Source organism: Pseudomonas sp. EU05-FHT14B02 (genome assembly GCF_058791055.1).
In genome coordinates, this window is record NZ_JBYTDD010000030.1 from 1 (window position 1) to 26261 (window position 26261).

A 26261-nucleotide genomic window follows, 5' to 3' on the forward strand; every position below is an offset into this window, starting at 1 on the left:
GTCAAGATTAAATTCCGAAACCCCTATCTGCGTATGCAGGTAGGGGTTTTGTTTTTGGCGTCCCTGCAGGCGCGAGCTTGCTCGCGATGGGCTTCAGTGCGAAATATCCCCTGACAGCCTGCGTCACGCTGTTGGACCTGTGTTGGATAGACGGCAGTCGCACCAGCTACCTAAACTGTCAGCAGATTTTTGGGATCGGGGCAGTGAATGAATCGCAATGAACTTCGCAAGGCGGATATCAACCTGATGGTGGTATTCGAAACGCTGATGCTCGAACGCAATGTCACTCGGGTGGCGGAGAAGTTGTTTCTCGGTCAGCCAACCATCAGCTCCGCGCTCAACCGCTTGCGTGCGATGTTCAATGATCCGCTGTTCATACGCGTTGGCCATCGTATGGAGCCGACGGCACGGGCCGAGGAGATCATCAGGTACCTGTCGCCGGCACTGGATTCCTTGTCCGTGGCCTTGAGCCTGACCCATGATTTTGACCCGGCCAGCAGTACGATGTCTTTCCGCATCGGGTTGTCCGACGATGTGGAGTTCGGGCTATTGCCGCCATTGCTACGAGCGCTGCGCCAGGAAGCGCCCAACGTGGTGTTTGTGGTGCAACATGTCGATTACTGGCGGATTCCCGACTTGCTGGCAGCTGGCGATATCACAGTAGGTATCAGCCAGACCCGTGGCTTGCCGGCCAATGCCAAGCGCAAGTTGTTGCGACACATCCAGCCCAGCATTTTGCGCGCCGATGCCTCTGATACACCGCTGACCCTCGATGAGTATTGCGCACGACCGCACGTGCTGGTGTCCCATACCGCCAACGTCAGTGGCTATGCCGACGAGTGGCTGGCGGATATCGGTCGCACACGCCAGGTGGTGCTTTCGGTGCCGCAGTACAGTGCATTGCCGGCCCTGCTTGCCGGCACCGACCTGATTGCCAGCCTGCCGGACTACACCGCTGAGGCGATGGCTGCATCGGGAATGCTGTTCAAGGAACCCTTTCCCTTCAAGACACCGACCCTGGATCTATCCATGGTCTGGCTCAGCCATGTCGATAGCGACCCTGCCGAACGCTGGCTGCGTTCGCGCCTGGAGGCGTTCATGAGTGAACGTGCCGTTTTGCCGCTGCCCGAATGAACAGGGTGTCGCTGTGTTATATGTACGACCTTTCCACCCCACTGAAGGAAGCAACTCATGCCTCACCTGCACATGGAATACACCGCCAACCTGACTGATCTGAATGCCGATGTGGCATTGATGCGGTTGAACAATACGCTGGTGGGTTCCGGTCAGTTTGCTGCCGAATTCGATATCAAGAGCCGCGCAGTCAAGGTCGAGACGTTCAAGGTTGGCACGGCACTGGCTGAGCGGGCGTTCGTGCATGTGAAGCTGGCGCTGTTGAGCGGTCGTTCCGCACAGATCAAGAAACAACTGTCTGAAAGCCTGCTGGCAGTGGTTCAGGACTTGTGTGAATGGCCGAGTGACATTGAAGTCCAGCTGTGCGTGGAAATTCTCGACATCGATCGCGATTCCTACAGCAAGACCGCCATCAGCCACTGAGTTTCAGGCCGTTTACTGCTCGACACAGGCCTGGATTACCTGCTCTCGCAGCCAGATGTTGGCGCTGTCCTGATCTACACCCTGGTCCCACTGCATGTCCAGGGTAAAACCCGGCAAGCCTTCGGGCGCTTCACAGTGATTGAAGGTGTCTGCACTGGCCAGCAGTCGCTGAATGCGTCGGGGCAGGGTCAGGGCATAGTCGGTGCCGGTAATCAGCTTCAATGCTGCGCTGTAGCTGTTGGCGCGTGCGACGATCTGGCGCTGATGAGCCTGCTGCGCGAGCCAGCCGTCGACCATGTTGGTGGCGGACGTCCAGGGTGTCGGGAACACGTGTCGACGTTCGACATAGGTTTGCAGGCTCAAGCGTGGTTCTGCCGGCGTGGCGCGTTTGTCGAAAACACACACCAGGTCATCTTCGAGCAGCGTCTGCGATTTGAAATCGACGTGACTGCGATGAAAGTTCGGGCCGAAGCACATCACCAGGTCGAGGCTGCCTTTGCGCAACGCTTGGGCAGGGATATCGGCCTGGAGTTTGAACACATTGACCATCACCGGAAGATCGGCGAGGTCGAAGGTTTTCAACAGGCGCGGAAGGATCAGTTGCTCGAAATATTCCGGTGCGCAGATGTTGAAGGTCACGGGCTGCAGGCCAGGGTCGAACGTGGGTGAGCCTGCGTGACACAGGTTGATGCTTTCGAGGATTTTCAGCACATGAGGGTACATCGCGCTGGCCTTGCCGGTGGGCTGCATGCCGCCGGTGCGAGTATTGATGAACAGTTCGTCCTCGAAACTGGTGCGCAATTTTTTCAGGCAGTAACTCACGGTGGACTGGCTGACGCAAAGCGTCTCGGATACGTCGGTGACGCTGTTCTGCTCATACACGGCGACGAACACCATGAGGTCCTGCATGTCGAGCTTTCTAAGCGAATTACTGTTCAGCATCCATTCCATCTCGCTGCGTCCCTTGCGCTGACCGTGTGCAAGGGTGGTGAATTATCCTAGCGGAATGGGCGAGCAGGGAGAATATCTTGCAGGACGTTTCGCCCAAGACCGGTCAGCCCTGGACCATCGCCGACACGGCACGGCGGCTGGACATCAATAGCGCGAACATGCCGAGGCCCACCAGCACCGCGCCGGTCATTTCCAGCGGCAGCGGCGTCTGGTGTCCCCATAGCCAGTGGAACAAGGTGATGAACAGCGTACTCAGGTAGATGTAGGAAATCACCGAGGACGGCGCGATCACGCCGATGGCCCGGTGCAGGAGCCAGAACGTCGCCAGGGTGGCGAACACTGCCAGGTACATCAGCCAATAGAAGTCGTTGAGCGTTAGTAATGATGCCGAACGCCAACCGCCACTCAATCCACAGAACACCAGCAGAAACAGCGCACCGAACAACATGTTCCAGAACGTCATGGGCACCGGTTCGCGTCCCTTGAGGCTATTGTCTTTCAGACGCTGGCTGAGGGGGGCGTAGAGCGCCATCGCCAAGCAACCGATGCCGTACACCGTCAATGCATAGGGCGATGGCAACTCGCCGGGGCGGGTGCCTTTCATGATCAACAACACCGCCCCGACAGCGGCGAGCAGCATCGGCATAATCCGTTGTTTCAGACGGCTGTCAGGTGTGAGCACGGCTTCGAAACCCAGGGTCATCAGCGGCACCAGCGTGAACATCGTCCCGGTGTTGACGGCCGAGGTGTAGCGCAACGCTTCGAACAGCGAACCGAAGTACAGCGCCAGCAGCAGGCCGAGCACCGCGTGACCAAACAGTGCGCGGGGGGGCAAGACGGCATCGCCTCTGAGCAGCAACAACGGCAGAAACACCAAAGCGCAAAACAGCAGGCGTAAACCCGTCAGCAGGATCGGGTCGATGGCCTGGCTGACTTGCGCCGCCGCGGAAAACGATGCGGCGATCAACAAGGCCCAAAGCAGCATGCTGGCGTGAGCGACGGCGAAAACGGTGGTTTTCATGGCAGGCTCCGGGTCAATGGATGTGGCGGGCGTAGTGCCTTGGGTTGAAGCGCAAAACCATCAGCATCATCAGCGCCATGACCGCCGTGAGCGACCACCAGGCCCATTCAAAGCTGCCGAGCTGGTCGCGGATGATCCCCGCCAGCAGCGGCGACAGGCCTGCGATCAAGTAGCCGATGCCTTGCACGAATGCGGTCAGGCCGCCAGCACGCAATGGATTATCCAGGTGATCCAGCGATACGATCAGGCTCACCGGGAACAGGCCGCCAATGCCCAGCCCCAGCAGGCATGGCCACAGCAGGCTCAAATGCCGTGGGCTCAGAATCAATCCGCAGAAACCGGCGATGATCAGTGTCAGCAATACCATCAGCACGACGCGGCGGTCGCGGCTGCGGTTGGCGATGACGGGCGTCAACAGACCCGACAGCACTTCCATGGCGGTCAGAAAACCGAGCAGCAATCCGGCGTGCTGCTCGCTCCAGCCCTTTTCTACGTAGTAAGGCGCCAGCCAGGCCAGAACACAGGTGTAGGACGCAGTGCCCAAGCCAAAGAAAATCGCGAGTAACCACGCGCGGGAATTGGCAAAGTACGAACCTTTGCCGGATGCCCTCGAATCCAGTGTTGCCATCCCCGCGCTTTGGCTGCGCCAGTAGAGCAATGCCAGCACAGCGAGAACGGCCCAGATCGCCAGGCCCATACGCCAGCTGCCAGTACGCTCCATCACCACTGGCGCAAAGGAAGCACCCATGGCCGCACCGCCCATGATCGATGTGACGTAGAGCCCCATGCACAGGGCTACGTGGTCGCTGAAGCGGGATTTGATCAGCGCTGGCATCAGGGCCTGGATCAGGGCGATCCCGACGCCGGCCAGCACCGCGCTGAGGAGCAACTGCGCGGCTGAATCAAGGAACAACCGCGAAAGCGTGGCCACGCCGATGATCAGCAACGAGAAGACTACCGTGCGTTGATCGCCGAATCGCTGACTGACGCGCACGCCGACAAACATCGCCAGCCCCATGGCCGTCACCGGCAACATTGTCAGCAGTGAAGCCTGGCTGAAGCTCAGCGCAATGTCGTCGCGAATCGCTGAGAGCAGCGGCCCGACAGCGGCCATGGAAGGGCGCAGGTTCAGGGCAACCAGGACAATGCTGAACATGAGCCAGAGGGCAGGGCGGGAAGTGGCTCGGGTGTTTTCCATGATCGGACCTTGATGAATAGGCGGGCGATTAAGGCGCGCGAGGCCCGAAGGGCGCAAATCAGAAAGTCCGGGGTGGTATTTAGAAATCAAATACAGGCCATCTCCCCACTGAAGGCAGCACAAAACAGCCAAATGTTTAGCCAGACGACATCCAAGGTTCTTCAAATCCTGATTTAACGACTTAAGCCATCGTGTGACGCTGCGGGTCATCTGTTTTCTGCGGTTCTCTCTATGGACGGTTGGCCAGTCGCAATCCACTGCAAGGCATCCAACGGCGTTCGAGCGTCGAGCCTTGGTCGTCGATTCATGCCTGCCACCGCGCCAAACCTCTCTGCACTTCCTTCTGAACTGGCTTTTTGGGCGCTGTGGCATTGCCGCCATGCGCGCCCGCCGGATTCCTGCTTTTTCCGCTGATTGTTCCTACCTGTTCCGCTTGATGGCGGGATTAAAGTGCGGGTGCTTTTGCATACCCGTCTGACACGGAAAAAGAGAGTTCCCATGAGTTGTGCCAAGACCTCGTTTGCCACCCGGCAAGAAGCCCTGACCTTTCTGGAGCAGAACCCGGATATTGAAATGTTCGAGCTGTTCATCCTCGACAACAACGGTGTGCCGCGGGGCAAGTTGCTGCATCGTGACGAGTTGCTGGCGGTGTATGAAAGCGGGCGACCATTGCCGAGCACCATCCTCGGCCTGACCATCAACGGTGATGACGTGGAAAACTCCGGGCTGGTCTGGGATGTCGGTGATATCGACTGCCGTGCCTACCCGATCAGCGGCAGCCTCACGCGTATGCCCTGGCGTCTGATACCGACCGCGGCCGTGCAGGTCAGCATGCACCCAACGGAGGGAATGCCAGCCACTATTGCCGATCCCCGTCATTTGCTGGCGAAAGTCATCGAGGGTTTGCAGGCCGACGGTTATTACCCGGTCATGGCGGCGGAATTGGAGTTCTACCTGCTGGATCAGCAACGCGACAGCAATGGCCGGCCGCAACCGGCACGGGATGTCGATGGCGGGCGTCCGTACGGCACCCAGGTCTATGGTTTACGCGAGCTTGAACAGATCGAGCCGTTCCTGGCCGATCTCTACAGTGCCTGCAAACTCCAGGGGATTCCGGCGCGCACGGCCATTTCCGAATACGCGCCGGGGCAAGTGGAGATCACCCTCGAACACCGCACCGATGCACTACAGGCGATGGATGAAGCGGTGCGCTACAAGCGTCTGGTCAAAGGCGTGGCGCACAAGCACGGCATGACAGCCTGTTTCATGGCCAAGCCTTTCGATGACCTTGCCGGCACCGGGATGCACATGCACGTGAGCCTGGCGGACAAGGACGGCAACAACTTCTTCGCCAGCGAAGCTGCGGATGGAACGCCGCTGCTCAAGCAGGCCGTCGCCGGCATGCTCAGTACCTTGCTCGATTCGCTATTGCTGTTCTGCCCCAACGCCAACTCCTACCGTCGATTCCAGGCCAACAGCTATGCGCCCCTGGCGGCCACCTGGGGCGTGGACAATCGCACCGTGAGCCTGCGCGTACCTGGTGGGCCTGCGTATTCCCGGCACATTGAGCACCGAATTTGTGGCGCAGATGCCAATCCCTATCTGGCGGCTGCGGCGATTCTGGCCGGTATTCATCGCGGTATCCGCGAACAACTCGATCCTGGTGCGCCGGTGGAAGGCAATGGCTACGCCCAGACCACGAAACTGTTGCCGACAGACTGGCTGACCACCTTGCGATCACTGGAAGGTTCGAGTTGGGCCAGGGAAGCCTTCGGCGGTGAGTTCCTCGGCGTCTACCTGGCAGTGAAGCGCGCTGAGTATCGTCAATTCATGGGGGAGGTCGGTGAACAGGACTGGCGCTGGTATTTGCATCAGGCTTGAGTCGGACCTGAATCGGGGCTGAACCATTCTCAAATAGTCTTAAAGTGTCAGGAAGACTTAACAAGCCAACTAATTGTTGGCTTATTTTTCACAAAAAATTGATTGTTGGCTACCTAAAATTACAGCTGTCTCGGCAAATGAAATTTTCACATTTGCCAAAGATACTTATTTTCAGGGTCCGCCAAATATCATGCTAAAGATTAAAGCCGTGCGCCCTGAATGGGTGACACTGATTGCCAGCACGTTTTTGTTAGTAGGCTTCAATTACGTGCTTTGGCAACACCTGTTCGAAATCACCGCATCCGACGGCAAAGGCATCGTCATGCGCGCGGCCTTCGGGGTGATGATCTTCGCGGCCTTCAACATTGTGCTGACTCTCCTGGCATTCCGGCCGGTGCTCAAGCCGCTCCTGACTCTGCTGTTCATGACCAGCGCAGGCGTGGTTTATTTCATGAACCAGTATGGTGTTTTGATCGATACCGGCATGTTGCGTAACTTCGCCGAGACCAATGCAACGGAAGTGCGTGACTTACTGTCGCTCAAGTTGTTTGTTTATATTTTACTGCTCGGTGTTTTGCCGTCCTGGCTGTTATGGAAAACACCAATTAATTATCGTCGTTGGTACCGTGAACTGCTCAGTAAGGCTGTGGTGACTTTTGCCTCGGCAACAGTCATCGGTGGAGTTGCACTGGTTAATTATCAAGGCCTGTCTTCGCTGTTTCGCAATCATCACGAATTACGCTTGATGGTGGTGCCAAGCAACTATATTGGTGCCTCGGCTGGCTTCTTGCGCGAGCAGGTTGCGTCTGCACATCAACCTTTTGTGAAGCTCGGTGAAGATGCCCGGCGCAATCCAGCCTGGCAAACTCACGGGCGCAAATCCCTGACGGTACTTGTTGTGGGTGAAAGTGCCCGGGCGGAGAACTTCGGCATCCTTGGTTATAGCCGCGACACCAATCCGAAGCTGAGTAAGGAAGATGGCCTGATCGCTTTCACCGATGTGCACTCCTGCGGTACTGAAACCGCCGTATCGGTGCCTTGCATGTTCTCCAACATGGGGCGTAAGGACTACAACGCCAGCAAGGCAAAGAACGAAGAAGGCCTGTTGGACGTGCTCAAGCATGCGGGTATCGACGTGATCTGGCGTGACAACCAGTCAGGCTGCAAAGGTACGTGCGATCGCGTCACCCTTCAGGACGTCAGCAATCTGAAGGACCCGGTGCTGTGCGCCAACAGTGAATGCCGCGATGAAATCCTGCTGCAAGGGCTGCAGCATTTCATCGATACCCTGGACAAGGACACGGTATTGGTATTGCACCAGATGGGCAGCCACGGCCCTGAGTACTTCAAGCGTTATCCGAAAGAGTTCGAGCGCTTCACCCCGGTTTGCGAGAGTAATGCCCTGAACAATTGCAGCCGCGAAAGTATCGTCAATGGCTACGACAACACCCTTGTCTATACCGACCATGTACTGTCGACCTTGATCGATCTGCTGCGCAGCAACCAGGACAAAGTGGATACAGCGATGCTGTATCTGTCGGATCATGGCGAGTCCCTGGGTGAATACAACTTGTTCCTCCACGGCACGCCCTACATGCTGGCACCGGAGCAGCAAAAGCATGTCGCCATGTTTGCCTGGTTCTCTGACAGCTATAAAAAGTCGTTTGCACTAGATACCCGCTGCTTGCAACAAAGTCGTGAAAAGTCCCTCAGCCAGGACAACCTGTTCCATTCGATGCTTGGGCTGCTGGAGGTCGACAGCAAGGTCTACCACCAGGATCTGGACATGTTTGCCGGATGTCGTCGCCCAGTGATAGACGGCGTGTTGGCCAAGGATTGATCGCCTCTGACTCTGTTTCACGCGGTGGCTGCCGACCTGGTTTTTGACCAGTGTTGGCCGGGCACGGTGATTCTCTCGACGGTTCCGGGTGCTGGGTAAGACCAGCTAGCTCGGCCTTGTAGGACTATTCTTTATGTCATGCAGTAATTTTCGCTAATGCTCTTGTTCAGTGGATGCGCGGAAATCGCCGGGGGCGATATATACTGCGCGCCATTCTTCAAGGGAGAGCCGTGTGGCCATCGATATTCACTGGATTCGCGACAACGATAGCCTCGGACGGTTGTGTGCCGACTGGCAACAGTTGCCATTCGTTGCCCTCGACACCGAATTCATGCGGGTCGACACCTTCTACCCAATCGCCGGCCTGCTGCAGATCGGTGATGGCGTTCGCGCCTATCTGATCGACCCGCTGACCATCGACAACTGGCAGCCATTGGCCGCTTTGCTGGAAAACCCTGCGGTGGTCAAAGTTGTCCACGCGTGCAGCGAAGACCTTGAAGTCCTGCTACGCCTGACCGGCAGCCTGCCAGCGCCGCTGTTCGATACGCAACTGGCTGCCGCTTATCTGAACCTTGGTTTTTCCATGGGCTATTCGCGGCTGGTGCAGGAAGTGCTCGGCATCGACCTGCCCAAGGGGGAAACCCGTTCCGACTGGCTGCAACGCCCGCTTTCCGAAACCCAGATCAGCTATGCCGCCGAAGATGCCGTGCATTTGGCTGAAGTTTTCGTAAAACTGCGTCCAAAGCTGTCCGACGAGAAATACGCCTGGGTCCTGGAAGATGGCGCCGAACTGGTGGCCAACCTGCGCCGCGAGATCGATCCGTACGAGGTCTATCGCGATGCCAAGCTGGCCTGGAAGCTGTCTCGCGCCCAACTTGCCGTTTTGCGTGAGCTCTGCGCCTGGCGTGAAAAGGAAGCCCGGGCCCGCGACCTGCCGCGCAACCGGATCATCCGCGAGCATTCGTTGTGGCCACTGGCGCGTACGCAACCGGATAACCTCGGCGCGCTGGCGAAAATCGAAGACATGCACCCACGTACCGTGCGTCAGGACGGCGAGTTTCTGCTTGATCTGATCAAGCGCTCTGGCAGTGTGTCGCCTGATCAGTGGCCGTCAGCCGTGCCGGAGCCGTTGCCGGTGGATGCTGCTGCGCTGCTCAAACAAATGAAGGCCATAGGTCAGGCCGAAGCCGAGCGCCTGAACATCGCGCCGGAACTGATGCTGCGCAAGAAAACCCTGGAAGCGCTGCTCAAGAGCGGCTTCCCCAATGGTCCCTACCAATTGCCTGATTCGCTGCGTGGCTGGCGCCGCGAATTGATGGGCCAGGCGCTGCTCGACAGCCTGGCCACCGCCGGAGAACAGCCTTGAAACGTATTTGCTCCATCTACCGCAGCTCGAAAAGAAACGAAATGTACCTGTATGTGCTCAAGAGCGATGCTCTGGAGCGCGTACCGGATACCCTGATGGCAGCCTTCGGCAAGGCCATCCACGCGTTCGATCTGGTGCTGAGCCCAGAGCGCAAGCTGTCGCGCGAGGACATCACGGTCGTGCTGGAAAACCTTGAGAAGCAGGGTTATCACCTGCAAATGCCGCCTGCCGAAGACGAGTACATCGAGCACTTGCCGGAAGAATTGTTGCGTCGCAACGATCCGATGTGAGCGGCAGACAGACTCTGTTCAGAGTGGTTATGAAACACTGATTGATTTTAGCGATGGCAGCATCGACGGAGCACTGCTCTGTCGGCGGCCGTCTGCACTGTTTTTGAAAGGTTTGAAGCATGCGCGTCCTGATTGCTGAACACGACCACCCCGTGTACGCCCAACTGTTGCGCGAGGCGGCACCGGACCTGGAGGTGCTGACCAGCGGTGACTCCGCCGAACTGGCCAGCCAGGCCGCCGATTGCCCGGTTTGGCTCGGCCAGCCTGATTTGCTGGCGACCCTGTTACGCCAGGGTCATCAACCGCAATGGCTGCAATCGACCTGGGCCGGCATCACGCCGCTGCTGGCCGATGGCTTGCCGCGGCACTATCGGCTGACCCGTGCAGTCGGAATCTTTGGCCAGGTCATGGCCGAGTACGTGCTCACGTACATGCTCGGTCACGAGCGTGAAGTGCTGGCGCGACTGGTCAGCCAGGTCGAGCGCAAGTGGGACAGTCGTCAGGTCCAGAGCCTGGCGGGGCGCAGGGTGTTGATCGTCGGCACCGGTGATATCGGTCAAAGTGTCGCGCAGTTCCTCGTGCCGTTTGGCGTTGAACTGTATGGCGTTGCCAGCAGCGCACGGGAGCAGGCACCGTTTATCGAAGTTGGTTCGATGGCGGATTTGCCGCGGCTGGTCGGTGAAGTCGATTACGTGGTCAATCTGCTGCCGAACACGCCGGACACCCACGATGTCTACGACGCGGCGCTGTTCAAGCAATTCAAGCCGACCGGGTTGTTCATCAACGCCGGACGCGGAGTGGCGGTGGTCGATGCGGATCTGGTGGATGCCCTGAAGGAAGGGCATCTGGCGGGTGCAGTGATCGATGTGTGCCGTCAGGAACCCTTGCCCCAGCGTCATCCGTTCTGGACGGCTTGGGGCCTGCTGCTGACCGGCCACAGCTCGGCCCCGACTTCGCCTTCAATGATGGTGAAGTTGTTTGTCGAGAACCTGCGGGCTTATGAGGCGGGAGAGGCGTTGCGCGGGGAAGTGGATTTCGATCGCGGGTATTGAACACACCCTCAAAAACTAATGTGGGAGCGAGCTTGCTCGCGATGAGGCCGGTACATTCAACATCAATATTGACTGTCCTACCGCTATCGCGAGCAAGTTCGCTCCCACAGGGATTTTCAGTATGGCTTAGAGGGTGAAGTCACCTTCAGCCGCCAGTTCGCTCAATGGACGACGCGGGCTGGGTTCTTCACGGGCTTGCAGATAATCCGCCAGGCTCGCCTTGTCCCCCAGCTTGCCCACCGCGACGGCGGCGTGCAGGGCGTAGCCTTCAGGAATGTTCAGCTCCTTGCGGGTCAGTTCCTGATCGAAGCCGGCCATGCCGTGGCTGTGCCAGCCGCTCAGGCTCGCTTGCAAGGCGAGGTGGCCCCAGGCGGAGCCGGTGTCGAAGGTGTGCCATAGGGCCGGGGTTTCTTCGGCTGCGCCAGGCGCAACGAAGGTGGTTTTCGAAATCACGATCACCAGGGCCGAAGCATGTTGCGCCCAGCTGCGGTTGAATTCGTTCAACAGGCCCAAGTAACGCTCCCAGTTCGGCGTGTCGCGACGTGCGTAGAGGAAGCGCCAGGGCTGCGAGTTATAGGCCGAGGGTGCCCAGCGGGCGGCTTCGAAAAAGCTCAGCAGGGTTTCCTCTGGGATCGTTTCGCCGGTAAAGGCGCGGGGCGACCAGCGATCGGTGAACTGAGGGTGAATGGCGTAATCGGCAACGCGTGGGTTGGCACTCATCAAGAGATTCCTGGCTACGTTTGAAAGTGGGAGCAACACAAAACCCTACTTGGCAGCGCAAAAACTGACAAGCCCGGCATACCGACAGTCGCCAATGCTTGGCCCGCGGAGCTGTGGGCACTAGACTGGCGGCCTTTTCACCACCTGATGTCGATACTCGAACCATGGCCGCCAAAGTAGAACCGTTCTGGATACGCAAGACCCTTGATCAACTCGATCAGGAGGAATGGGAGTCGCTGTGCGACGGCTGTGGATTGTGCTGCCTGCAAAAGCTTGAAGACGAAGACGACAACAGCGTCTATTACACGCGCATCGCCTGCAAGTTGCTGGATCTGAAAACCTGCCAGTGCACGGACTATCCCAACCGCCGTGACTCGGTGCCCGACTGTATCCAGCTCACGCCGGGCAAGGCCGACGAATTCAAATGGCTGCCACCGACCTGCGGCTATCGCCTGGTCAGCGAGGGCAAGGACCTGCCGTTGTGGCATCACCTGGTGTGCGGTGATCGCGATGCCGTTCATCACGAGCGGATTTCCCAGTCCGGGCGCATGCTCGCCGAAGGCAGCGTGCCGGAAGATGATTGGGAAGATCATCTGATTTTCCGCGCAGGCTGATTGCCTGAGTTTCAACGTTTCACGAAGGAGTGTGTATGGCTGTGGGATGGCGGCAGGCGTGGATCCTTGGGTTACTGGCCGTGAATTCGCCGGCATGGGCTGCAAACAAGGTAAATCTGGATTACCACGTACGCCTGTTGCCGCAGAGCGACCAGGCCGAAGTGCGCCTGACGCTCGCCCAGGGCTCGGCGGTACGCAGCCTGGATTTCGACCTTGGCGACGGCAGCCACTACACCGATTTCAAGGCTGACGGCCAATGGCAGCTGACCCCCGGCAAAGGGGCGCGCGGTGTCTGGCATCCGGCTGCGGACAAGGCCAGCCTGACCTACCGCGTGAGTATCAACCACGGGCGTAAGAGCGGCAGCTTCGACACGCGCATGACGCCAGGCTGGGCGTTGATGCGCGGCGACAATCTGGTGCCGGCTGCCAGACTCGATCAACAGGACGGCATCGAACTGGTTTCACGCCTTGAGTTCGAGCTGCCCGGTGGCTGGAAAAGCGTTGAAACCGCTTGGCCACGAATCGGCCCGAATAAATTCCGTATCGATAACCCTTCCCGACTGTTCGACCGGCCTACCGGCTGGATGCTCGCAGGTGAGCTCGGCAGTCGCCGCACGCGTCTGGGCGAGACCGAAGTCACAGTCGCCTCGCCGCTGGGGCAGGGCATGCGCCGTATGGATGTGCTGACACTGCTGACCTTCGTCTGGCCGCAAGTGCAGGCGCTGTATCCGCGACACCCGGGCAAACTGCTGGTCGTCGGGGCCAATGATCCAATGTGGCGCGGCAGCCAGTCAGCGCACGAGTCGATCTACCTCAACAGTCGTCTGCCGGTGGTCAGCGAAAGCGGCACCAGTGCCTTGGTCCGTGAGTTGGCCCAGGTGTTCGGGCGCGTCAAAGGCACCCGGCGCAGTGACTGGATTAGTGAGGGCTTTGCTGAGTATTACGCCATCGAACTGGTGCGTCGGGCCGGCGGAATGAGCGATGAGCGCTATGAGAACCTGCACGGCAAACTGGTCATGATCAGCCAGAAAGTCACCACGCTGCGCGGTGAGCGGATCAACCCGGCGCAGTTGGCCAGGGCAGTGGTGTTGCTGCAGGAACTGGATCGTGAAATTCGCCTGAAAACCCATAACAAGCGTTCGCTCGATGATGTGCTGCGCGAGGCGATGCGGCTGGATAACGTTGATACCAAGGACTTTGTGCAGCTGTCGGAGAGTGTTATTGGCGACTCTTCCAAAGTCCTTGATACCGGTTTACTTCAGTGAGTCCGTCATCGCGAGCTTGCTCGCGAAAAGGCCGGTAGCCTCGGCGCAATTCCTGGATCAAACCCCGGCTTTCGGCGACTTCAAGGAATCATTGCCGGTAACGGTTGCGGTTTTGGTTGCCGCCTCGGCATTGGCCTTCAGCGTCTTCAGCGTCTTCAGCGTCTTCAGCGTCTTCAGCTCTTCACCCGCCCGCTGGATTTTCGCCCGCACGTTGTTCATGTCCTGACGGCTTTTCTCCAGCAGGCTTTTCGCTGAGCTGTGACCGGTAATGCCGCGCGCCAGGGCCACGCCGCCGATGGCCACCTGGACCAGGCCAAAGATCCCGCCACGCCGCAGTCCCTTGCCCACCATCACCACGCCGCCGGCCAGGGAGCCAATGCGTTCCCAGCCCTGCACGTTTTGCTCGGAAGAGCTCTGGAACGGGGTAGATTCGATACGCTCGACGGGTTTGAGTTCGCTCATGGTCTGTCTCCAGGCTTCATTGATCGATAGTCAAACTGACAGCCTGGGCGGGCAGCTCGTTCAATCGGATGTGTGGCGATTCAGCGGAATTTTGGTCCGGAGCGGGTATTGAGCCCCTTGGACATGCGGTCGTAGAGCACGACGTTGACCGTGGCGGCCAGGTTCATGCAACCGGTGGTCGGAATGTAGACCACGTCTTCGCACCAGTCGCGAATCTCTTTATCCAGCGATCCGTCTTCCGGGCCGAAGATGTAGAGCGCGCGATCCGGGTGGGTGTATTCCGGCAACGGGCGGGCGCCCTCGACCAGTTCCACGGCGACGGGCACACAATTGAGGGGCAGGATTTTCTTCAGGTCGTCGATGCCGATCAGCGGGATGTCGTAGTGCACGCGCTTGGTATCGGTGACGAAGTCGGCGGCGCGCTCATAGCGCTTGCCGGTGTAGAACACCGACGCCACGCCATAACAGCCAGCGGCGCGCATCACCGAACCGACGTTCTCCGGTGATTTGGGGTTATACAAACCAATGCAGCTGTACCGTTTGTCTGCCACGAGCGGGGTGCCTTTTGGGAAAAAAGCGGGATTATACGGGGATTGGGCGGCAACGGTCAGTTTGGAGATTGGCGGTGGCAGGGCTATTGCTATCGCGAGCAAGCTCGTTCCCACAGTGGATCTGTGTCGTTCACAAAATCAAATGTGGGAGCGAGCTTGCTCGCGATGAGGTCGGATCAGGCGCTGAAAATCTTCAGTCTTCTTTCTTCATCAACCCGGCGAGTGCCGCAAACGGGTTGTGCGTAGCCTTGGCAATTTTCGGCGTGCTCAGCGAGCCTTCGTCGAAATACTGCTGGTCGGTATACCGCGAGTGCTCGTTATCGTGGCAGTACAGGCACAACAACTCCCAGTTCGAGCCGTCCTGCGGGTTGTTGTCGTGGTTGTGGTCGCGGTGGTGCACGGTCAGTTCGCTCAGGCGCTTGCCGGAGAACTCACGGGCGCAGCGGCCACAGACGTGCGGGTACATCTTCAGGGCCTTGTCGCGGTAGCCCATTTCCTTGTCGCGCTGGTTGTCGGCGAGGATGCGATCCAGCTTCGATGTGTTGGTCGGGGTGGACGAACTCATGGGTTCACCTTTGTAGAAAGACTAATGACGGTTATAGGGTGAAGTTTAGCCTAGCCCTTGAGCTTCTCGGCAATCCAGATGGTGTGGCGGGTGCCCTTGTTGCCGTGGGCGAAGACCTGCACTTCCTCGGCCTTGAAACCCGCCTTCTTCAGTTTGTCGGAAAACTGCCGGTCAGCGCTGGCCGACCAGACGGCCAACACGCCTTTTGGTCTCAGGGCCTTGGCGCAGGCACTGAGGCCTGCGGCGGAGTAGAGCCAGCTGTTGGCTTTCTGGGTCAGACCTTCGGGACCGTTGTCGACGTCGAGCATGATGGCATCGAAACCCTGGGGCTCGGTCTGCAGGACTTTGGCCACGTCTTCCATGCGAATCACGGTTCGCGGGTCTTGAAGCGGGTTTCCGGCTTTCTCGCCGAGTGGCCCGCGATTCCACTCCACAACGCCAGGCACTAATTCAGCGACCACCACTTCGGCAGTCTTGCCCAGGTGCTTGAGCGCCGAAGCGAGGGTGAAACCCATGCCCAGGCCGCCGATGAGCACCCTTGAACCCGGTCGGCCGGCGACCTTGCGACACGGGATCTCGGCCAGGGCATCTTCGGAACCGTGCATGCGCGTGTTCATCAATTGTCCGCCGTCGCCGCCCTGGATCTTGATGACAAAATCCTCGCCGTATTCGAACAGGCACAGGGCTCCGCCGTTTTCAGGGATGGGAGTGGTGTCCAGCAGAACAAAACGTTTCATGGGGCTCACTTGAAGAAAATTGGCAGAACTCGGGAGGGCAAACAGGCGCAGTTGGGAGTAGCCTGTTTATGACGACAAGGTCAACGGAGCCATTGATGAAGCGCACCATTCTAACGGTCATTGCCCTGGCCGCGCTCTCGATAACTGCAGTGCAGGCGCAACAGCTGCAATCGATTCCCGTCAGCCCCGCGCCGATACCCGGTTCGCCCGGCACCGCGACGCCCACGCCGTACCCGCAAATCAGCCCGGCGCCTTTGCCTAAAGTCGGCCCCGGCAGTAGCGGTCCGCCGTTGGTGCCGATTGAAATGCCCAGCCCGCCGACGAAGGACCAGCCGATACCGGGCCTGGAGCCCAATCCGCCGAAACCCAAATCGCCGGGCGGCTAGACCTGCTGCGAAAGCAGTTGACCGTCGGCCATGCGCAAGCGTTTGGAGAGGGACACGGCGAGGGCGCGGATGATCTTGGCGGCGATTTTTGGTGCATCGTTGAGCATCTTTTCCAGCGAGTCCTTGCCCAGGTTGAGCAACTGGCAGTTGCTTGCGGCCACGCAACTGGCCGAGCGCCGTTCGCCGTCGAGCACGGCCATTTCACCGAACGAGCGGCCGCTGCGTAACGTGGCGATGGTGACTCGCTGCCCGTCAGCGTTGGTTTTCTGCACCGCCACCTGACCGGTATGGATGATGCACATGAAACTGCCGGCATCGCCCTCCTGGAAGATCTCCTCACCCTGGGCAATGGTGCTGATACTGAAGTAGCCCGAAGCCGTGGCGAAGTCGGCTGGCTGCAGTTGATTGAACAGGCCGCAATCCATCAGCCAGTCGCGAATTTCGTTGTTCAGAAAGGTTGGTTCAGACATGTCGTCACGGTCTTTTTTGTGATTGTTGCTGACTCGTATTTAAATTCACCGAAAATCCCTTGTGGGAGCGAGCTTGCTCGCGATTGCGGCTTCACAGGCAACGGTAATGTTGATTGTGCTGACGCCATCGCGAGCAAGCTCGCTCCCGCAGGGTACAGGTGTTGTATCGGCTGCCGGTGTACGCAATTAAGACCGGCACGCCGCGCCAGGTTCCTCAGGCCATGCCCAAAACCTTGAACAAAAATGCATATTCGAGTGCTACGTCACGCAATCCCTGATATCGACCGCTCATCCCGCCATGCCCGGCACCCAACTCAGTCTTGAGCAGCAGGGGATTGCTGTCGGTCTTGGTCGCGCGCAATTTCGCCACCCACTTGGCTGCTTCCCAATACTGCACGCGGCTGTCGTTGTAACCGGCGATCACCAGGGTGGCCGGATAAGCCTGCGCGGTGACATTTTCATACGGGGCGTAGGCCTTGATCCGATCATGGACGTCCGGCTCTTCAGGGTTGCCCCACTCGTCGTACTCCGTCACGGTCAATGGCAGATCAGGGTCGAGCATGGTGTTGAGTACGTCGACGAACGGCACTTCGGCGATGGCGGCGCCAAACAGCTCCGGCCGTTGGTTGAGCACCGCGCCGATCAGCAAGCCACCGGCGCTGCCGCCACTGATAGCCAACTGCGGTGCAGTGGTGAAGCCTTGGGCGATCAGGTGTTCGGCGCAGGCGATAAAGTCGCTGAAGGTGTTGTGCTTGTGCTCCTGCTTGCCGGCGCGATACCAGGCTTCCCCCAGTTCGCCGCCGCCACGCACGTGAGCAATGGCAAACGCCATGCCGCGATCCAGCAGACTCAGGCGCGCATGGGAAAACCACGGGTCGAGGCTTTCGCCATAGGCACCATAGCCGTAGAGGTATAGCGGCACGGGTTTGCCCAGGTCTGTGCGTTTGATCACCAGGCTGATGGGCACTTGCGTGCCGTCCGGCGCAGTGGCCCACAGGCGTTGGCTGACGTAGGCGTCGGCATCGAACGGGCCGAGCACCGGGGTTTGCTTGAGGACTTTCTGCTCGCCGGTCGCCAGTTCAAGCTGGCGGATTTGCGCCGGACGGTTCAACGCTTCGTAGCGCAGGCGAATCCGGTCGCTTTCGAACTCCAGACTGTTTTGCACGTGCAGGCTATAGGCCGCATCCGGCAGTTGCACACGATAAGGCGCCAGGCTTTGTGGGTGGACTTCAATGACCGGCAAGCTGCCAACCCGCAGGCTCAGGGTCATGGCCCCGGTGTTAAGGCTGATGCCGTCGATCATCACCGTGTCGCTGTGGGGGATCAGGTTCTGCCAGTCGGCTTCGGTCGGCGCGGCACCGGTATCGACAGCCGTGTACAGGGCGAAATTGATACCGTCACGGTTGCTGCGAATGAACCAGGTCCATTGACCATTGAGTACGCCGTGGTCGACGTCGTACTCATGCTCCTCGACCCGTGGCGCGATGCAGGTAAAGGCGTGCTGCGGTTGGTTGGCGTCGAGCACCCAGACTTCGCTGGTAGTCTTGCTGCCCACGGACAGCAGCAATTGCTGCTCGGAGCTTGAACGGTAGCAATGCATGAAGAAGCGCCCGTCCGGCTCATGGAACACTTCTTCGGCCGCCGTGCCGTCCAGTCGATAGCGATACAGCTTGTGCGGGCGATGGGTGTCATCCAGTTCGCCAAAGAAAAGCGTCAGGCTATCGTTGGCCCAGGTCATGCTGCCGTCGCAGTCCTGGAATTCCAGCTCGCTGACACGGCCGTCGGACAATTCCTTCACGAACAGCGTGTAAATCTCTTCGCCGCTGGAGTCGATGCTGTAGGCCAGACGCTGGTGGTCCGGGCTGATGCTGAACGCCCCGAGCGAAAAGAAACCACCCTTGGCCAGTTCGTTGGGGTCAAGCAGCAGTTGTTCGCGGTTTTCGTCGAGGGTCAGGCTGTCATCGGCCGGACGCGGGCAGCGGTAGTGCCTGGCGTACTCATCGCCTGCCGTGGTGCGGGTGTAATACAGATAGGGGCCCCATGGCGAGGGCAGGGACAGATCGGTCTCGAGAATCCGCCCCTTGATCTCTTGGAACAGGGTTTCGCGCAATGCGGCCTGGTCGGCGGTTTGCGCTTGCTGATAGCTGTTTTCGGCTTTCAGGTAGTCGAGCACTGCCTCGGTGTCGCGCTCTTGCAGCCAGGCATACGGGTCGGAGCCTTCAGCCTTGTGGGCAATCGGAGCGTCGTGAATGTTGGCGGATAGGGGCATGAAGGATTCTCGAGCAGTGTACGGAATAGGTTTGGAACCTGTGGGAGCGAGCTTGCTCGCGATGAGGTCAGTACATCCAACATCAATGTTGACTGTCAGTGCGCCATCGCGAGTAAGCTCGCTCCCACAGGGTTATGTGTCTTGACCGAAGGCATTGATGCAGCCTGATGGGCGAAAAGCCGTTATCATAAGCGCCTCTTTGCCTGCCTTGCCATGGACACCATGACCGAGAACGACTATCTGATCGCTTGGGGCCTCTACGCCTTCGCCGCTTTGGGCTGCCTGTTGGTGTGGATGCGCTTGACCCGCTGGATGTGGCGTTGGCTGCGTGAGCCGCTACGGCTGGCGATGGTCGTGCTGCTGTTCAGCCCGACCATCATCGACCCGGTCAAGGACAAAGTTGCACCGGCTCTCGCCATTACCGCGCTCGACCTGCTGTTCAAGGTCGGCAACAACGCCTGGCGGGCGATTTCCGATCTGTTCATGTACGGCATGATCGCGTTCGGCTTCTATCTGGTACTGGTGGCGATCCGTTTCCCCATCGAGCGTGCCTCCAATGCCCGCAGGGAACAGGCTGCCGCCGCCAAAGCCGCCGTCCGTGCCGACGAGCCCGAGGACGATCAACCGTTCGGCGGTGCCGGCGATGATCGTTACGGTCGTCCGCCCGTGCCGAGCAGTCCTCAGCGGATGCGAGTCGAACCCCGTCTGTAACCTTGCCCCTGCGATTGAGCGAGAGTCCGAGCATGTGTGAGTTATTGGGCATGAGCGCCAATGTCCCGACCGATATCGTGTTCAGCTTTACCGGGCTGATGCAGCGCGGCGGACGCACCGGCCCACACCGCGATGGTTGGGGCATTGCCTTCTATGAAGGCCGCGGGCTACGGCTGTTCCAGGACCCGGCGGCGAGCTGCGAGTCGGAGGTCGCGAACCTGGTGCAGCGCTATCCGATCAAGAGCGAAGTGGTGATCGGGCACATCCGCCAGGCCAACGTCGGCAAGGTCTCCCTATCCAACACGCATCCGTTCGTCCGTGAGCTGTGGGGACGCAACTGGTGTTTCGCCCATAACGGCCAGTTGGCGGACTTCCAGCCAGTGGCCAGTTTCTATCGCCCGGTCGGCGATACCGACAGCGAAGCGGCTTTCTGTGATTTGCTCAACCGTGTGCGTGCAGCGTTCCCCGAGCCGGTCGAGGTCGAAGAGCTGCTGCCTGACCTGGTGGCAGCGTGCGCCGAATACCGCAGCAAAGGTGTGTTCAACTGCCTGCTCAGCGACGGTGACTGGTTGTTCTGCTATTGCTCGACCAAGCTGGCGCAAATCACCCGTCGTGCACCGTTTGGCCCGGCGCGCTTGAAAGATGTCGACGTGATCGTCGACTTTCAGGCCGAAACCACACCTAACGATGTGGTGACCGTCATTGCCACCGAACCCCTGACCGAAAACGAAACCTGGACCCGTTACGAACCGGGTCAATGGAGCCTGTGGCGACGCGGCGAATGTGTCAGCCAGGGCCAGACCGAATAAGGACTCCTTGCATGTTGCTCAGTTATCTACGGCTGGTGTTGTTTGCGGCGGGCCTGTTGATCGGTGTCCAGGTCCCGGGCTTCATCAGCGATTACGCCAAACGGGTCGAGGCGCACCTGATCGAGGCGCAGACCAGTCTGAGCGGCTTCCAGAACACCGCCAATCAGTTCTTCAAGGGTGACATGCAGGCTCTGGTCGCGCACTACCGCGCCAGCGAAGACCCGATCTTTCGCAGTGACGCCGACAGCCTGGGCAACCTGCTGACCCGTCAGGTGGCTCTGGACAAGCAATTCCAGGCGATGCAGGGCCCGTGGTACATCCGCTTCCTGCAAGTGGTGCTGGCCGCCGATCCGGATATCCGCAAGGAAACCTGGAATGGTTACAGCTACCAGATCCTGTTGACGCCCGAAGCGATGGTGTGGGGCATGAGCGGCGCCTTGCTGCTGTCGTTCGGGATCGAGTGCCTGTTCCGACTGATCGACTGGGTGGTGCTGGGCGGCAAGCGTCTGCGCCAGAGCAGGCCGATCGAAGAGCGGGATTTGCGCGGTTTGTAACCCCGTCGAGCGTCGAGGAGCCGGCAAGCCGGCTCCTCGGTTGATTACCAATCTATCGAATAGCTCATGCTCAAGGTACGGCCTTCGGCGTTGGGGTATGGCGCTTTGGCGTTGGCCTGGGCGAACAGGTTGACGTACGTGCGGTTGCTCAGGTTGTACACCCCGCCTTCCAGGCGACCGACCGGCAAGTACACGGAGCCGAGCAGGTCCACCAGCGTATAGCCTTCGATGTCGCGCCCGTTGTTGTCCTTGGCCGCAGCGTCGTAACTGGACAGGTGCATGCCTTGCAGGCGCAGGCTGTAGTCGTCTTCGGTGTAGCCGACGAACAGCGTGGTTTTGGCCGGTGAAATGCGTGTTGCCGGCAGATCGATCCATTTCCCGTTCTGCTGGGTCTCGCCCTTGGCCCAGGCATAGGTACCACCCACCGACCAGTGATCGGTTGCGCGGTAGGTCAGGCTGTTTTCGATGCCGCGAACCCGCTCCTTCTGATTGATCAGACGCAATACACGGCTATTGGCATCGTAGAACTGGGTCACGTCCGAGGTGTTTTCATAGACGGTGACGTCGGCCTGCCACCGGTCCCAGTCACCGCGCCAGCCCAGCTCATAGCTGTCGACCTTGATGGCCTGGGCGTTGAGGCTCTGGATGTCGAAGGTGCTGCTCACGTCACGCAAGAAACGCTGGATGTCCGGCAGCGAAAAGCCTTGGCTGTAATTGGCGAAGACGTCCTGATGCTCACTCAGGTGATAGACCGCGCCCAGGTTATAGAGCGTAGCGTCGTACTTGAGGGTGTCACCGGGCAGGATGGCGTGTACGCCGGTCTGTACGATCTGACCGTAGGCGATGCTGTCGGAGACCTCGCTTTCGATCCATTCGCGGCGCACACCGCCACGCAAGGTCCAGTCCCCGATGTCCCAGGACATCTGCCCGAACAGCGCCTTGGTGGTGGTTTCGATATCCGGGCCCATCTCGTAGGTGGTGCCGGTCTTGGTGTAGGTCAGCCCTTTGAGGGTGTATTGGTCACCGCGTTGGCGGGAGCGTTCGTGATCATAGTCGGCGCCCCAGACCAGGTTGCCTGTGGCGCTGCCAATGGCCGGCAACGGGGTGTCGATGGCCGCACGCAGGCCGTAGACATCCTGCACGCTGTTGTTGTCGGCGATCCCGGCCTTGCCTCGCGACAAGTCCGGGAAGAACAGCGCGTCGGCCCGGCGCCAGTAGCTTTCCAGTTGCAGGCCCTGGCCGTAGAAGTCGTTGTCGGTGTAGTTGAGGTTGGCCGCCTGGTTATGGGTATAGGGTTGGTCATCAAGTTTCAGCCCTTGGACCGCCACGGCTTGCTGCGAGTTTTTCGGGTCTTTGGTGTAGCCGGTGTCTTGCTGGTCCTTGTAGTCCTGCAGCGACAGGCTGAGTTTTTTGTCTGCATCCAGTTCGTAACCGAAACGACCTTGCAGGTCATAGGTTTCGGTGTCCATGTTGCTGCCCTGGGACGTGTCCTGAGGGATGCGGTTGCCGTTGCCGTCGTACTGATCGTTACGCTGGGTCAGGTCGGCGGACACGTACCAGTCCAGGGCATCCTTGCGCCCGGTCGCACTCTGAAAGGCCTCGTAGGCGAAACCCTTGCTCTTGAGGTTGTTGCCGCTGGTCAGGCCCAGTTTGCTGCTGTAGGCAAGGTCCTGACCCTGATTGCGCTTGGTGATGATGTTGATGATGCCGCCTGAGGCACCGGCACCGTAAATGCTGCTGGCGCCGGAAACCACCTCGATGCGTTCGATACTGGCCGGCGCGATGCTGTTGAGTTGGCGGAAGTTGTCACGCGTGGCGTTCTGCGACACGCCGTCGATCAACACCAGCATGTTGCGCCCGCGCAGGGTCTGGCCGAAGTTGCTCATCCCGCCGCTGGACGGCGCCAGGCCGGGAACCAGTTGCCCCAAAATGTCGGAGACCCGACGCCCCGCACCACTCTGCTCGCGGATCTGTTGCTCGTCGATCACCTGGACCGAGCCTGGAATCGAGGCAATGCTCGCTTCGCTGCGGGTCGCGGAAACGACGGTGGCTTGCATGTTCAATGTGCCGGGTTGCTTGTCGGTGTCCTCGGCCCAGGTCTGGGCGCTGACGGAGCCGAGCAGCGGAATCAGCAAGGTAAGTTTGGTTCGGGTCATGAGGTGGTCTTTTTTTAGTCGTGACGAGTGCGGATAGACAAGATGGCGGGGGGGGCTGGCGTGGAGATGAATGAGCGCGCCCAGCGGATCCCGATGGCGGCCAGTGCGTAGGCAACAGGGAGAAGTGCGCCTTGCCAGATGACCCAGAGCAACCGGCTGACGATTTCGTTAGCCAGTGCCGTGGCCGCCCGCCAGGGCATTGCTCAAATGGTCGAGGGTGATGCGGTGGGACTGGAAGGCGGGAGTGCCGAGGGCTTCGCTCCAGTGCGAGAGCAATTGTTGCTGTTTTTGCGTGTAAGCGCGCATCAAGAGTCCGATTCCTTCTGGACAGTGGTTTAGCTGAATGCGCGCAGAGAATACATTTCTAAAATAATAATGCAAATGATAGTAATTGCTACTTGTGGTGTGGGGAGTTTCTTTTCAGAGGCTGGCCAGGGGTTTGCTCAAGACCATGTAGCGTTCTCCCACCTTCTGCGCATACCCCTCCAACACCTGCTGACACAACGTCACAATTTCCTCGACCCACTCCGCGCCGACCCGCCATGACACCACCACTTGCAGATTGGGCGGGCGTTGGTCGATGGCCAGCAAGGTCAATTCCCCCCGCTCCAGTTCCTCGGCCACCAGCACCGGTGGCAATGCGCCGATGCCGAAGCCGTCGCGCAACAAGCGGGTGATGGCCGACACCGAATTCACGCAGTTCAGTCGCGGTGTCATGACGCCATTGGCCTGCATCAGCGCCAGCACTTCCTGATGCGGATGGGAGTTTTTCGAATAAGTGATAATCCGCTCACGCGCCAGTTCGGCGACGTTCGTGTAATTGCGGTTGTAGATCGAGTTGCTGGCAACGATCCAGCCCATGGGGTGGCTGGCCAGTTCCAGGCTGCGCACGCTTTCCTGGCGCAGCAGGTCGGTTTGCAGGATCACATCGAGAAAGCCTTTTTGCAGCTGATCGCAGAGGTTGAGCGAGGTATCGGCCACCAGTTCGATTTCCACCAGCGGGTAGTGATCGGTCATCTGCGCCACCAACGGGCTGAGCCAGGTATGGATCACCGTGTCCATCACGCCGATGCGCACCCGTCCGGCCTTGCTCGAGCGGGTCTCGATCGACTGCTTGAGCGCCTGCATGGTGTCCATCATCTGCTCGGCGTAATCGAGCACCTTGAGGCCTTCGGGCGTCAGGCTCACACCGCGCGAATCCCGCAGAAACAGCTTTACCCCCAGCTCGCTTTCAAGCACTGCGATGCGGCTGGAAATCGAGGCCTGAGTGGTGAAGAGCTTGTCGGCGGTCAGGCGGAAACTCTTGAGTCGGGCGACCCAGACAAAGGTCTCGAGAAACTTCAGGTTCATGGGATAAAGATTTCTTATGTCTAAGGCGGGTTTTTATTAGTTGGACGCAGCAGGGGCGCGCGTCCAAAAATCGGCGCATCCGGTTCCCACGATAGGCGTCGTCGGGGCTCAGAACAATACCAATAAAATCAGCGCGGAGATTTGCCATGAGTGCGCCCGACACCACCGCCATTCCGAAAGCCTCGGCCCGTCCGGGACCTTTCGACTGGTATCGCAACATCAATCAGCAGGAACGCCGCACCTTCTGGAGCTGCAAGATCGGCTATGGCCTGGACGGCATGGACACCCAGATGCTCAGCTTTGTGGTGCCAACCCTGATTGCCATGTGGGGCATCACCACCGGCCAGGCCGGGCTGATTCACACCAGCACGCTGATCGCTTCGGCTATCGGCGGCTGGGTAGCGGGAATTCTCTCCGACCGCATCGGTCGTGTTCGCACCTTGCAGCTGACGGTGCTGTGGTTTGCCTTCTTCACCTTCCTCTGCGGCTTTGCCCAGAACTACGAGCAACTGCTGATTGCACGGACCCTGATGGGCTTCGGTTTCGGCGGAGAGTGGACGGCCGGCGCGGTGCTGATCGGTGAAGTCATTCGAGCCAAGGACCGTGGCAAGGCCGTGGGCATGGTGCAGTCCGGCTGGGCGCTGGGCTGGGGGCTGACGGCGATTCTGTATGCGCTGCTGTTCTCGGTATTGCCACCGGAAGACGCCTGGCGTGCGCTGTTCATCCTCGGCATCGTGCCGGCAATCTTCGTGATATTCGTCCGCCGCCTGGTCAAGGACCCGGAAATCTATCGTGAAGCCAAAGCGAGGCAGGAGCCGAGCAACCCGTCGAAGTTCTACGAGATTTTCGCCCCCGGCATGCTCTTCACCACGATTCGCGCTTCGTTGCTGACTACCGGCGCCCTGGGCGGCTACTACGCGATCACGTCCTGGTTGCCGACTTTCCTGAAGAACGAACGCGGTTTGAGCGTGCTCAATACCAGCGGTTATCTGGCGATGGTGATCGTCGGGTCCTACGTGGGTTATGTCATCAGCGCCTATTTGACCGACATCCTCGGACGTAAAAAGAACTTCATCCTGTTCGCCGTCGGCTCTTTCACCATTGTGTTGTTGTACACGCAACTGCCGGTCAGCAACGGCGTGATGCTGTGGCTGGGCTTTCCTCTGGGCTTCTTTGCCTCCGGGATCTTCAGTGGCATGGGTGCATTCCTGACCGAATTGTTCCCCACGCGCATTCGCGGTTCGGGCCAGGGTTTTTGCTACAACATCGGACGGGCGCTGGCGGCGTTGTTTCCACTGTTGATTGGCCTGCTCAGCCAGACCGTGCCGCTGAGTGTAGGCATCGGTGCCTTTGCGGCGGTTTCCTACGGCGTGGTGATCCTCGCGGCCTTGAGTTTGCCGGAAACCCGTGGCAAGCAACTCGACGCCCAGTAACTGATAATCTGCGGGGCTGTCTTACAGATATGTCCCGCAGCTGAAAAGAATAA

General features: G+C 59.3%; 27 protein-coding genes. 14 read left to right on the top strand and 13 right to left on the bottom strand.

Features of this window, described 5'->3' with window-relative positions; genetic code table 11:
* The first annotated feature begins 207 nt into the window (after positions 1-207).
* On the top strand, positions 208-1134 hold the full coding sequence (locus AC3WTM_RS23475; protein ID WP_102671302.1) for a LysR substrate-binding domain-containing protein: 927 nt from the start codon (positions 208-210) through the stop codon (positions 1132-1134).
* Positions 1135-1191: 57 nt separating this feature from the next.
* Complete coding sequence (locus AC3WTM_RS23480) at positions 1192-1557, top strand: 5-carboxymethyl-2-hydroxymuconate Delta-isomerase (protein ID WP_102671301.1); 366 nt, start codon at positions 1192-1194, stop codon at positions 1555-1557.
* Positions 1558-1569: 12 nt separating this feature from the next.
* Here the strand turns inward: AC3WTM_RS23480 and AC3WTM_RS23485 are convergent, their stop codons facing one another.
* The 3 genes from AC3WTM_RS23485 to AC3WTM_RS23495 form a co-directional block, all read right to left on the bottom strand.
* Entirely contained in the window at positions 1570-2499 is a 930-nt protein-coding gene (locus AC3WTM_RS23485) for a LysR family transcriptional regulator (protein WP_102671304.1), read from the bottom strand.
* A 112-nt stretch (positions 2500-2611) separates the two neighbouring features.
* On the bottom strand, positions 2612-3529 hold the full coding sequence (locus AC3WTM_RS23490) for a DMT family transporter (protein WP_102671300.1): 918 nt from the start codon (positions 3527-3529) through the stop codon (positions 2612-2614).
* A gap of 13 nt (positions 3530-3542) precedes the next feature.
* Positions 3543-4727 carry a cyanate transporter gene (locus tag AC3WTM_RS23495; protein ID WP_102671299.1) on the bottom strand — a complete coding sequence of 395 codons (1185 nt, stop codon included), beginning with the start codon at positions 4725-4727 and terminating at the stop codon, positions 3543-3545.
* A gap of 498 nt (positions 4728-5225) precedes the next feature.
* On the opposite strand from AC3WTM_RS23495, the gene AC3WTM_RS23500 reads away from it, so the two are divergent.
* From AC3WTM_RS23500 to AC3WTM_RS23520, 5 genes are all read left to right on the top strand, one after another.
* Complete coding sequence (locus AC3WTM_RS23500) at positions 5226-6608, top strand: glutamine synthetase family protein (RefSeq protein ID WP_102671298.1); 1383 nt, start codon at positions 5226-5228, stop codon at positions 6606-6608.
* A gap of 190 nt (positions 6609-6798) precedes the next feature.
* The gene (locus AC3WTM_RS23505; RefSeq protein ID WP_102671297.1) at positions 6799-8448 is read left to right on the top strand and encodes a phosphoethanolamine transferase; all 1650 of its coding nucleotides are present in this window, start codon (positions 6799-6801) and stop codon (positions 8446-8448) included.
* Positions 8449-8680: 232 nt separating this feature from the next.
* Positions 8681-9814 carry a ribonuclease D gene (rnd, locus tag AC3WTM_RS23510; RefSeq protein WP_102671296.1) on the top strand — a complete coding sequence of 378 codons (1134 nt, stop codon included), beginning with the start codon at positions 8681-8683 and terminating at the stop codon, positions 9812-9814.
* Positions 9811-10104: a YcgL domain-containing protein gene (locus AC3WTM_RS23515; protein ID WP_057716006.1), complete on the top strand. Its 294-nt coding sequence runs from the start codon at positions 9811-9813 to the stop codon at positions 10102-10104. Before rnd ends, AC3WTM_RS23515 begins: the two co-directional genes overlap by 4 nt.
* A 119-nt stretch (positions 10105-10223) precedes the next feature.
* Positions 10224-11156 carry a D-2-hydroxyacid dehydrogenase gene (locus AC3WTM_RS23520; RefSeq protein ID WP_102671295.1) on the top strand — a complete coding sequence of 311 codons (933 nt, stop codon included), beginning with the start codon at positions 10224-10226 and terminating at the stop codon, positions 11154-11156.
* A gap of 126 nt (positions 11157-11282) precedes the next feature.
* Here the strand turns inward: AC3WTM_RS23520 and AC3WTM_RS23525 are convergent, their stop codons facing one another.
* Positions 11283-11876, bottom strand: coding sequence for a nitroreductase family protein (locus AC3WTM_RS23525; protein ID WP_102671294.1), 594 nt, complete (start codon positions 11874-11876; stop codon positions 11283-11285).
* 164 nt (positions 11877-12040) lie between these two features.
* Here AC3WTM_RS23525 and AC3WTM_RS23530 point away from each other — a divergent pair, with 164 nt between their 5' ends.
* Together AC3WTM_RS23530 and AC3WTM_RS23535 are read left to right on the top strand one after the other, a co-directional pair.
* Positions 12041-12490, top strand: coding sequence for a YcgN family cysteine cluster protein (locus AC3WTM_RS23530; protein WP_008015986.1), 450 nt, complete (start codon positions 12041-12043; stop codon positions 12488-12490).
* A gap of 35 nt (positions 12491-12525) precedes the next feature.
* Positions 12526-13755, top strand: coding sequence for a hypothetical protein (locus AC3WTM_RS23535; protein WP_102671293.1), 1230 nt, complete (start codon positions 12526-12528; stop codon positions 13753-13755).
* A gap of 57 nt (positions 13756-13812) precedes the next feature.
* Here AC3WTM_RS23535 and AC3WTM_RS23540 read toward each other — a convergent pair whose 3' ends face one another.
* The 4 genes from AC3WTM_RS23540 to AC3WTM_RS23555 all read right to left on the bottom strand — a co-directional run bounded on the left by AC3WTM_RS23540 (position 13813) and on the right by AC3WTM_RS23555 (position 16070).
* Complete coding sequence (locus AC3WTM_RS23540) at positions 13813-14217, bottom strand: YgaP family membrane protein (protein ID WP_102671292.1); 405 nt, start codon at positions 14215-14217, stop codon at positions 13813-13815.
* Positions 14218-14297: 80 nt separating this feature from the next.
* The gene (locus AC3WTM_RS23545; RefSeq protein ID WP_007993783.1) at positions 14298-14768 is read right to left on the bottom strand and encodes an RNA methyltransferase; all 471 of its coding nucleotides are present in this window, start codon (positions 14766-14768) and stop codon (positions 14298-14300) included.
* A gap of 193 nt (positions 14769-14961) precedes the next feature.
* Positions 14962-15333: a YajD family HNH nuclease gene (locus AC3WTM_RS23550; protein WP_007898702.1), complete on the bottom strand. Its 372-nt coding sequence runs from the start codon at positions 15331-15333 to the stop codon at positions 14962-14964.
* A 50-nt stretch (positions 15334-15383) separates the two neighbouring features.
* On the bottom strand, positions 15384-16070 hold the full coding sequence (locus AC3WTM_RS23555; protein WP_102671291.1) for a spermidine synthase: 687 nt from the start codon (positions 16068-16070) through the stop codon (positions 15384-15386).
* A gap of 95 nt (positions 16071-16165) precedes the next feature.
* Here AC3WTM_RS23555 and AC3WTM_RS23560 point away from each other — a divergent pair, with 95 nt between their 5' ends.
* Positions 16166-16456: a hypothetical protein gene (locus AC3WTM_RS23560; RefSeq protein WP_102671290.1), complete on the top strand. Its 291-nt coding sequence runs from the start codon at positions 16166-16168 to the stop codon at positions 16454-16456.
* On the opposite strand, the gene AC3WTM_RS23565 is transcribed toward AC3WTM_RS23560, so the two are convergent.
* Both AC3WTM_RS23565 and AC3WTM_RS23570 read right to left on the bottom strand, forming a co-directional pair.
* Positions 16453-16926 carry a cyclic nucleotide-binding domain-containing protein gene (locus AC3WTM_RS23565; protein ID WP_102671289.1) on the bottom strand — a complete coding sequence of 158 codons (474 nt, stop codon included), beginning with the start codon at positions 16924-16926 and terminating at the stop codon, positions 16453-16455. The genes AC3WTM_RS23560 and AC3WTM_RS23565 overlap by 4 nt on opposite strands.
* 214 nt (positions 16927-17140) lie before the next feature.
* Positions 17141-19195, bottom strand: a complete 2055-nt coding sequence (locus tag AC3WTM_RS23570; RefSeq protein WP_102671288.1) for a S9 family peptidase — start codon at positions 19193-19195, stop codon at positions 17141-17143.
* Between the two features lie 213 nt (positions 19196-19408).
* Here AC3WTM_RS23570 and AC3WTM_RS23575 point away from each other — a divergent pair, with 213 nt between their 5' ends.
* Genes AC3WTM_RS23575 through AC3WTM_RS23585 form a run of 3 tightly spaced genes read left to right on the top strand, consistent with a single transcriptional unit; the run spans position 19409 to position 21269 of the window.
* Positions 19409-19906, top strand: a complete 498-nt coding sequence (locus tag AC3WTM_RS23575) for an MFS transporter (protein ID WP_102671287.1) — start codon at positions 19409-19411, stop codon at positions 19904-19906.
* 32 nt (positions 19907-19938) lie between these two features.
* Entirely contained in the window at positions 19939-20715 is a 777-nt protein-coding gene (locus AC3WTM_RS23580; protein WP_090453698.1) for a class II glutamine amidotransferase, read from the top strand.
* Positions 20716-20726: 11 nt separating this feature from the next.
* On the top strand, positions 20727-21269 hold the full coding sequence (locus AC3WTM_RS23585; RefSeq protein ID WP_102671286.1) for a DUF2937 family protein: 543 nt from the start codon (positions 20727-20729) through the stop codon (positions 21267-21269).
* Between the two features lie 44 nt (positions 21270-21313).
* Here AC3WTM_RS23585 and AC3WTM_RS23590 read toward each other — a convergent pair whose 3' ends face one another.
* The 3 genes from AC3WTM_RS23590 to AC3WTM_RS23600 all read right to left on the bottom strand — a co-directional run bounded on the left by AC3WTM_RS23590 (position 21314) and on the right by AC3WTM_RS23600 (position 24775).
* Positions 21314-23425: a TonB-dependent receptor gene (locus AC3WTM_RS23590; RefSeq protein ID WP_102671285.1), complete on the bottom strand. Its 2112-nt coding sequence runs from the start codon at positions 23423-23425 to the stop codon at positions 21314-21316.
* 168 nt (positions 23426-23593) lie between these two features.
* Positions 23594-23731, bottom strand: coding sequence for a hypothetical protein (locus AC3WTM_RS23595; protein WP_158247454.1), 138 nt, complete (start codon positions 23729-23731; stop codon positions 23594-23596).
* 114 nt (positions 23732-23845) lie between these two features.
* Positions 23846-24775, bottom strand: a complete 930-nt coding sequence (locus AC3WTM_RS23600; protein ID WP_102671283.1) for a LysR family transcriptional regulator — start codon at positions 24773-24775, stop codon at positions 23846-23848.
* 146 nt (positions 24776-24921) lie between these two features.
* Here AC3WTM_RS23600 and AC3WTM_RS23605 point away from each other — a divergent pair, with 146 nt between their 5' ends.
* Positions 24922-26208 carry an MFS transporter gene (locus AC3WTM_RS23605; protein ID WP_102671282.1) on the top strand — a complete coding sequence of 429 codons (1287 nt, stop codon included), beginning with the start codon at positions 24922-24924 and terminating at the stop codon, positions 26206-26208.
* Positions 26209-26261: the final 53 nt, after the last annotated feature.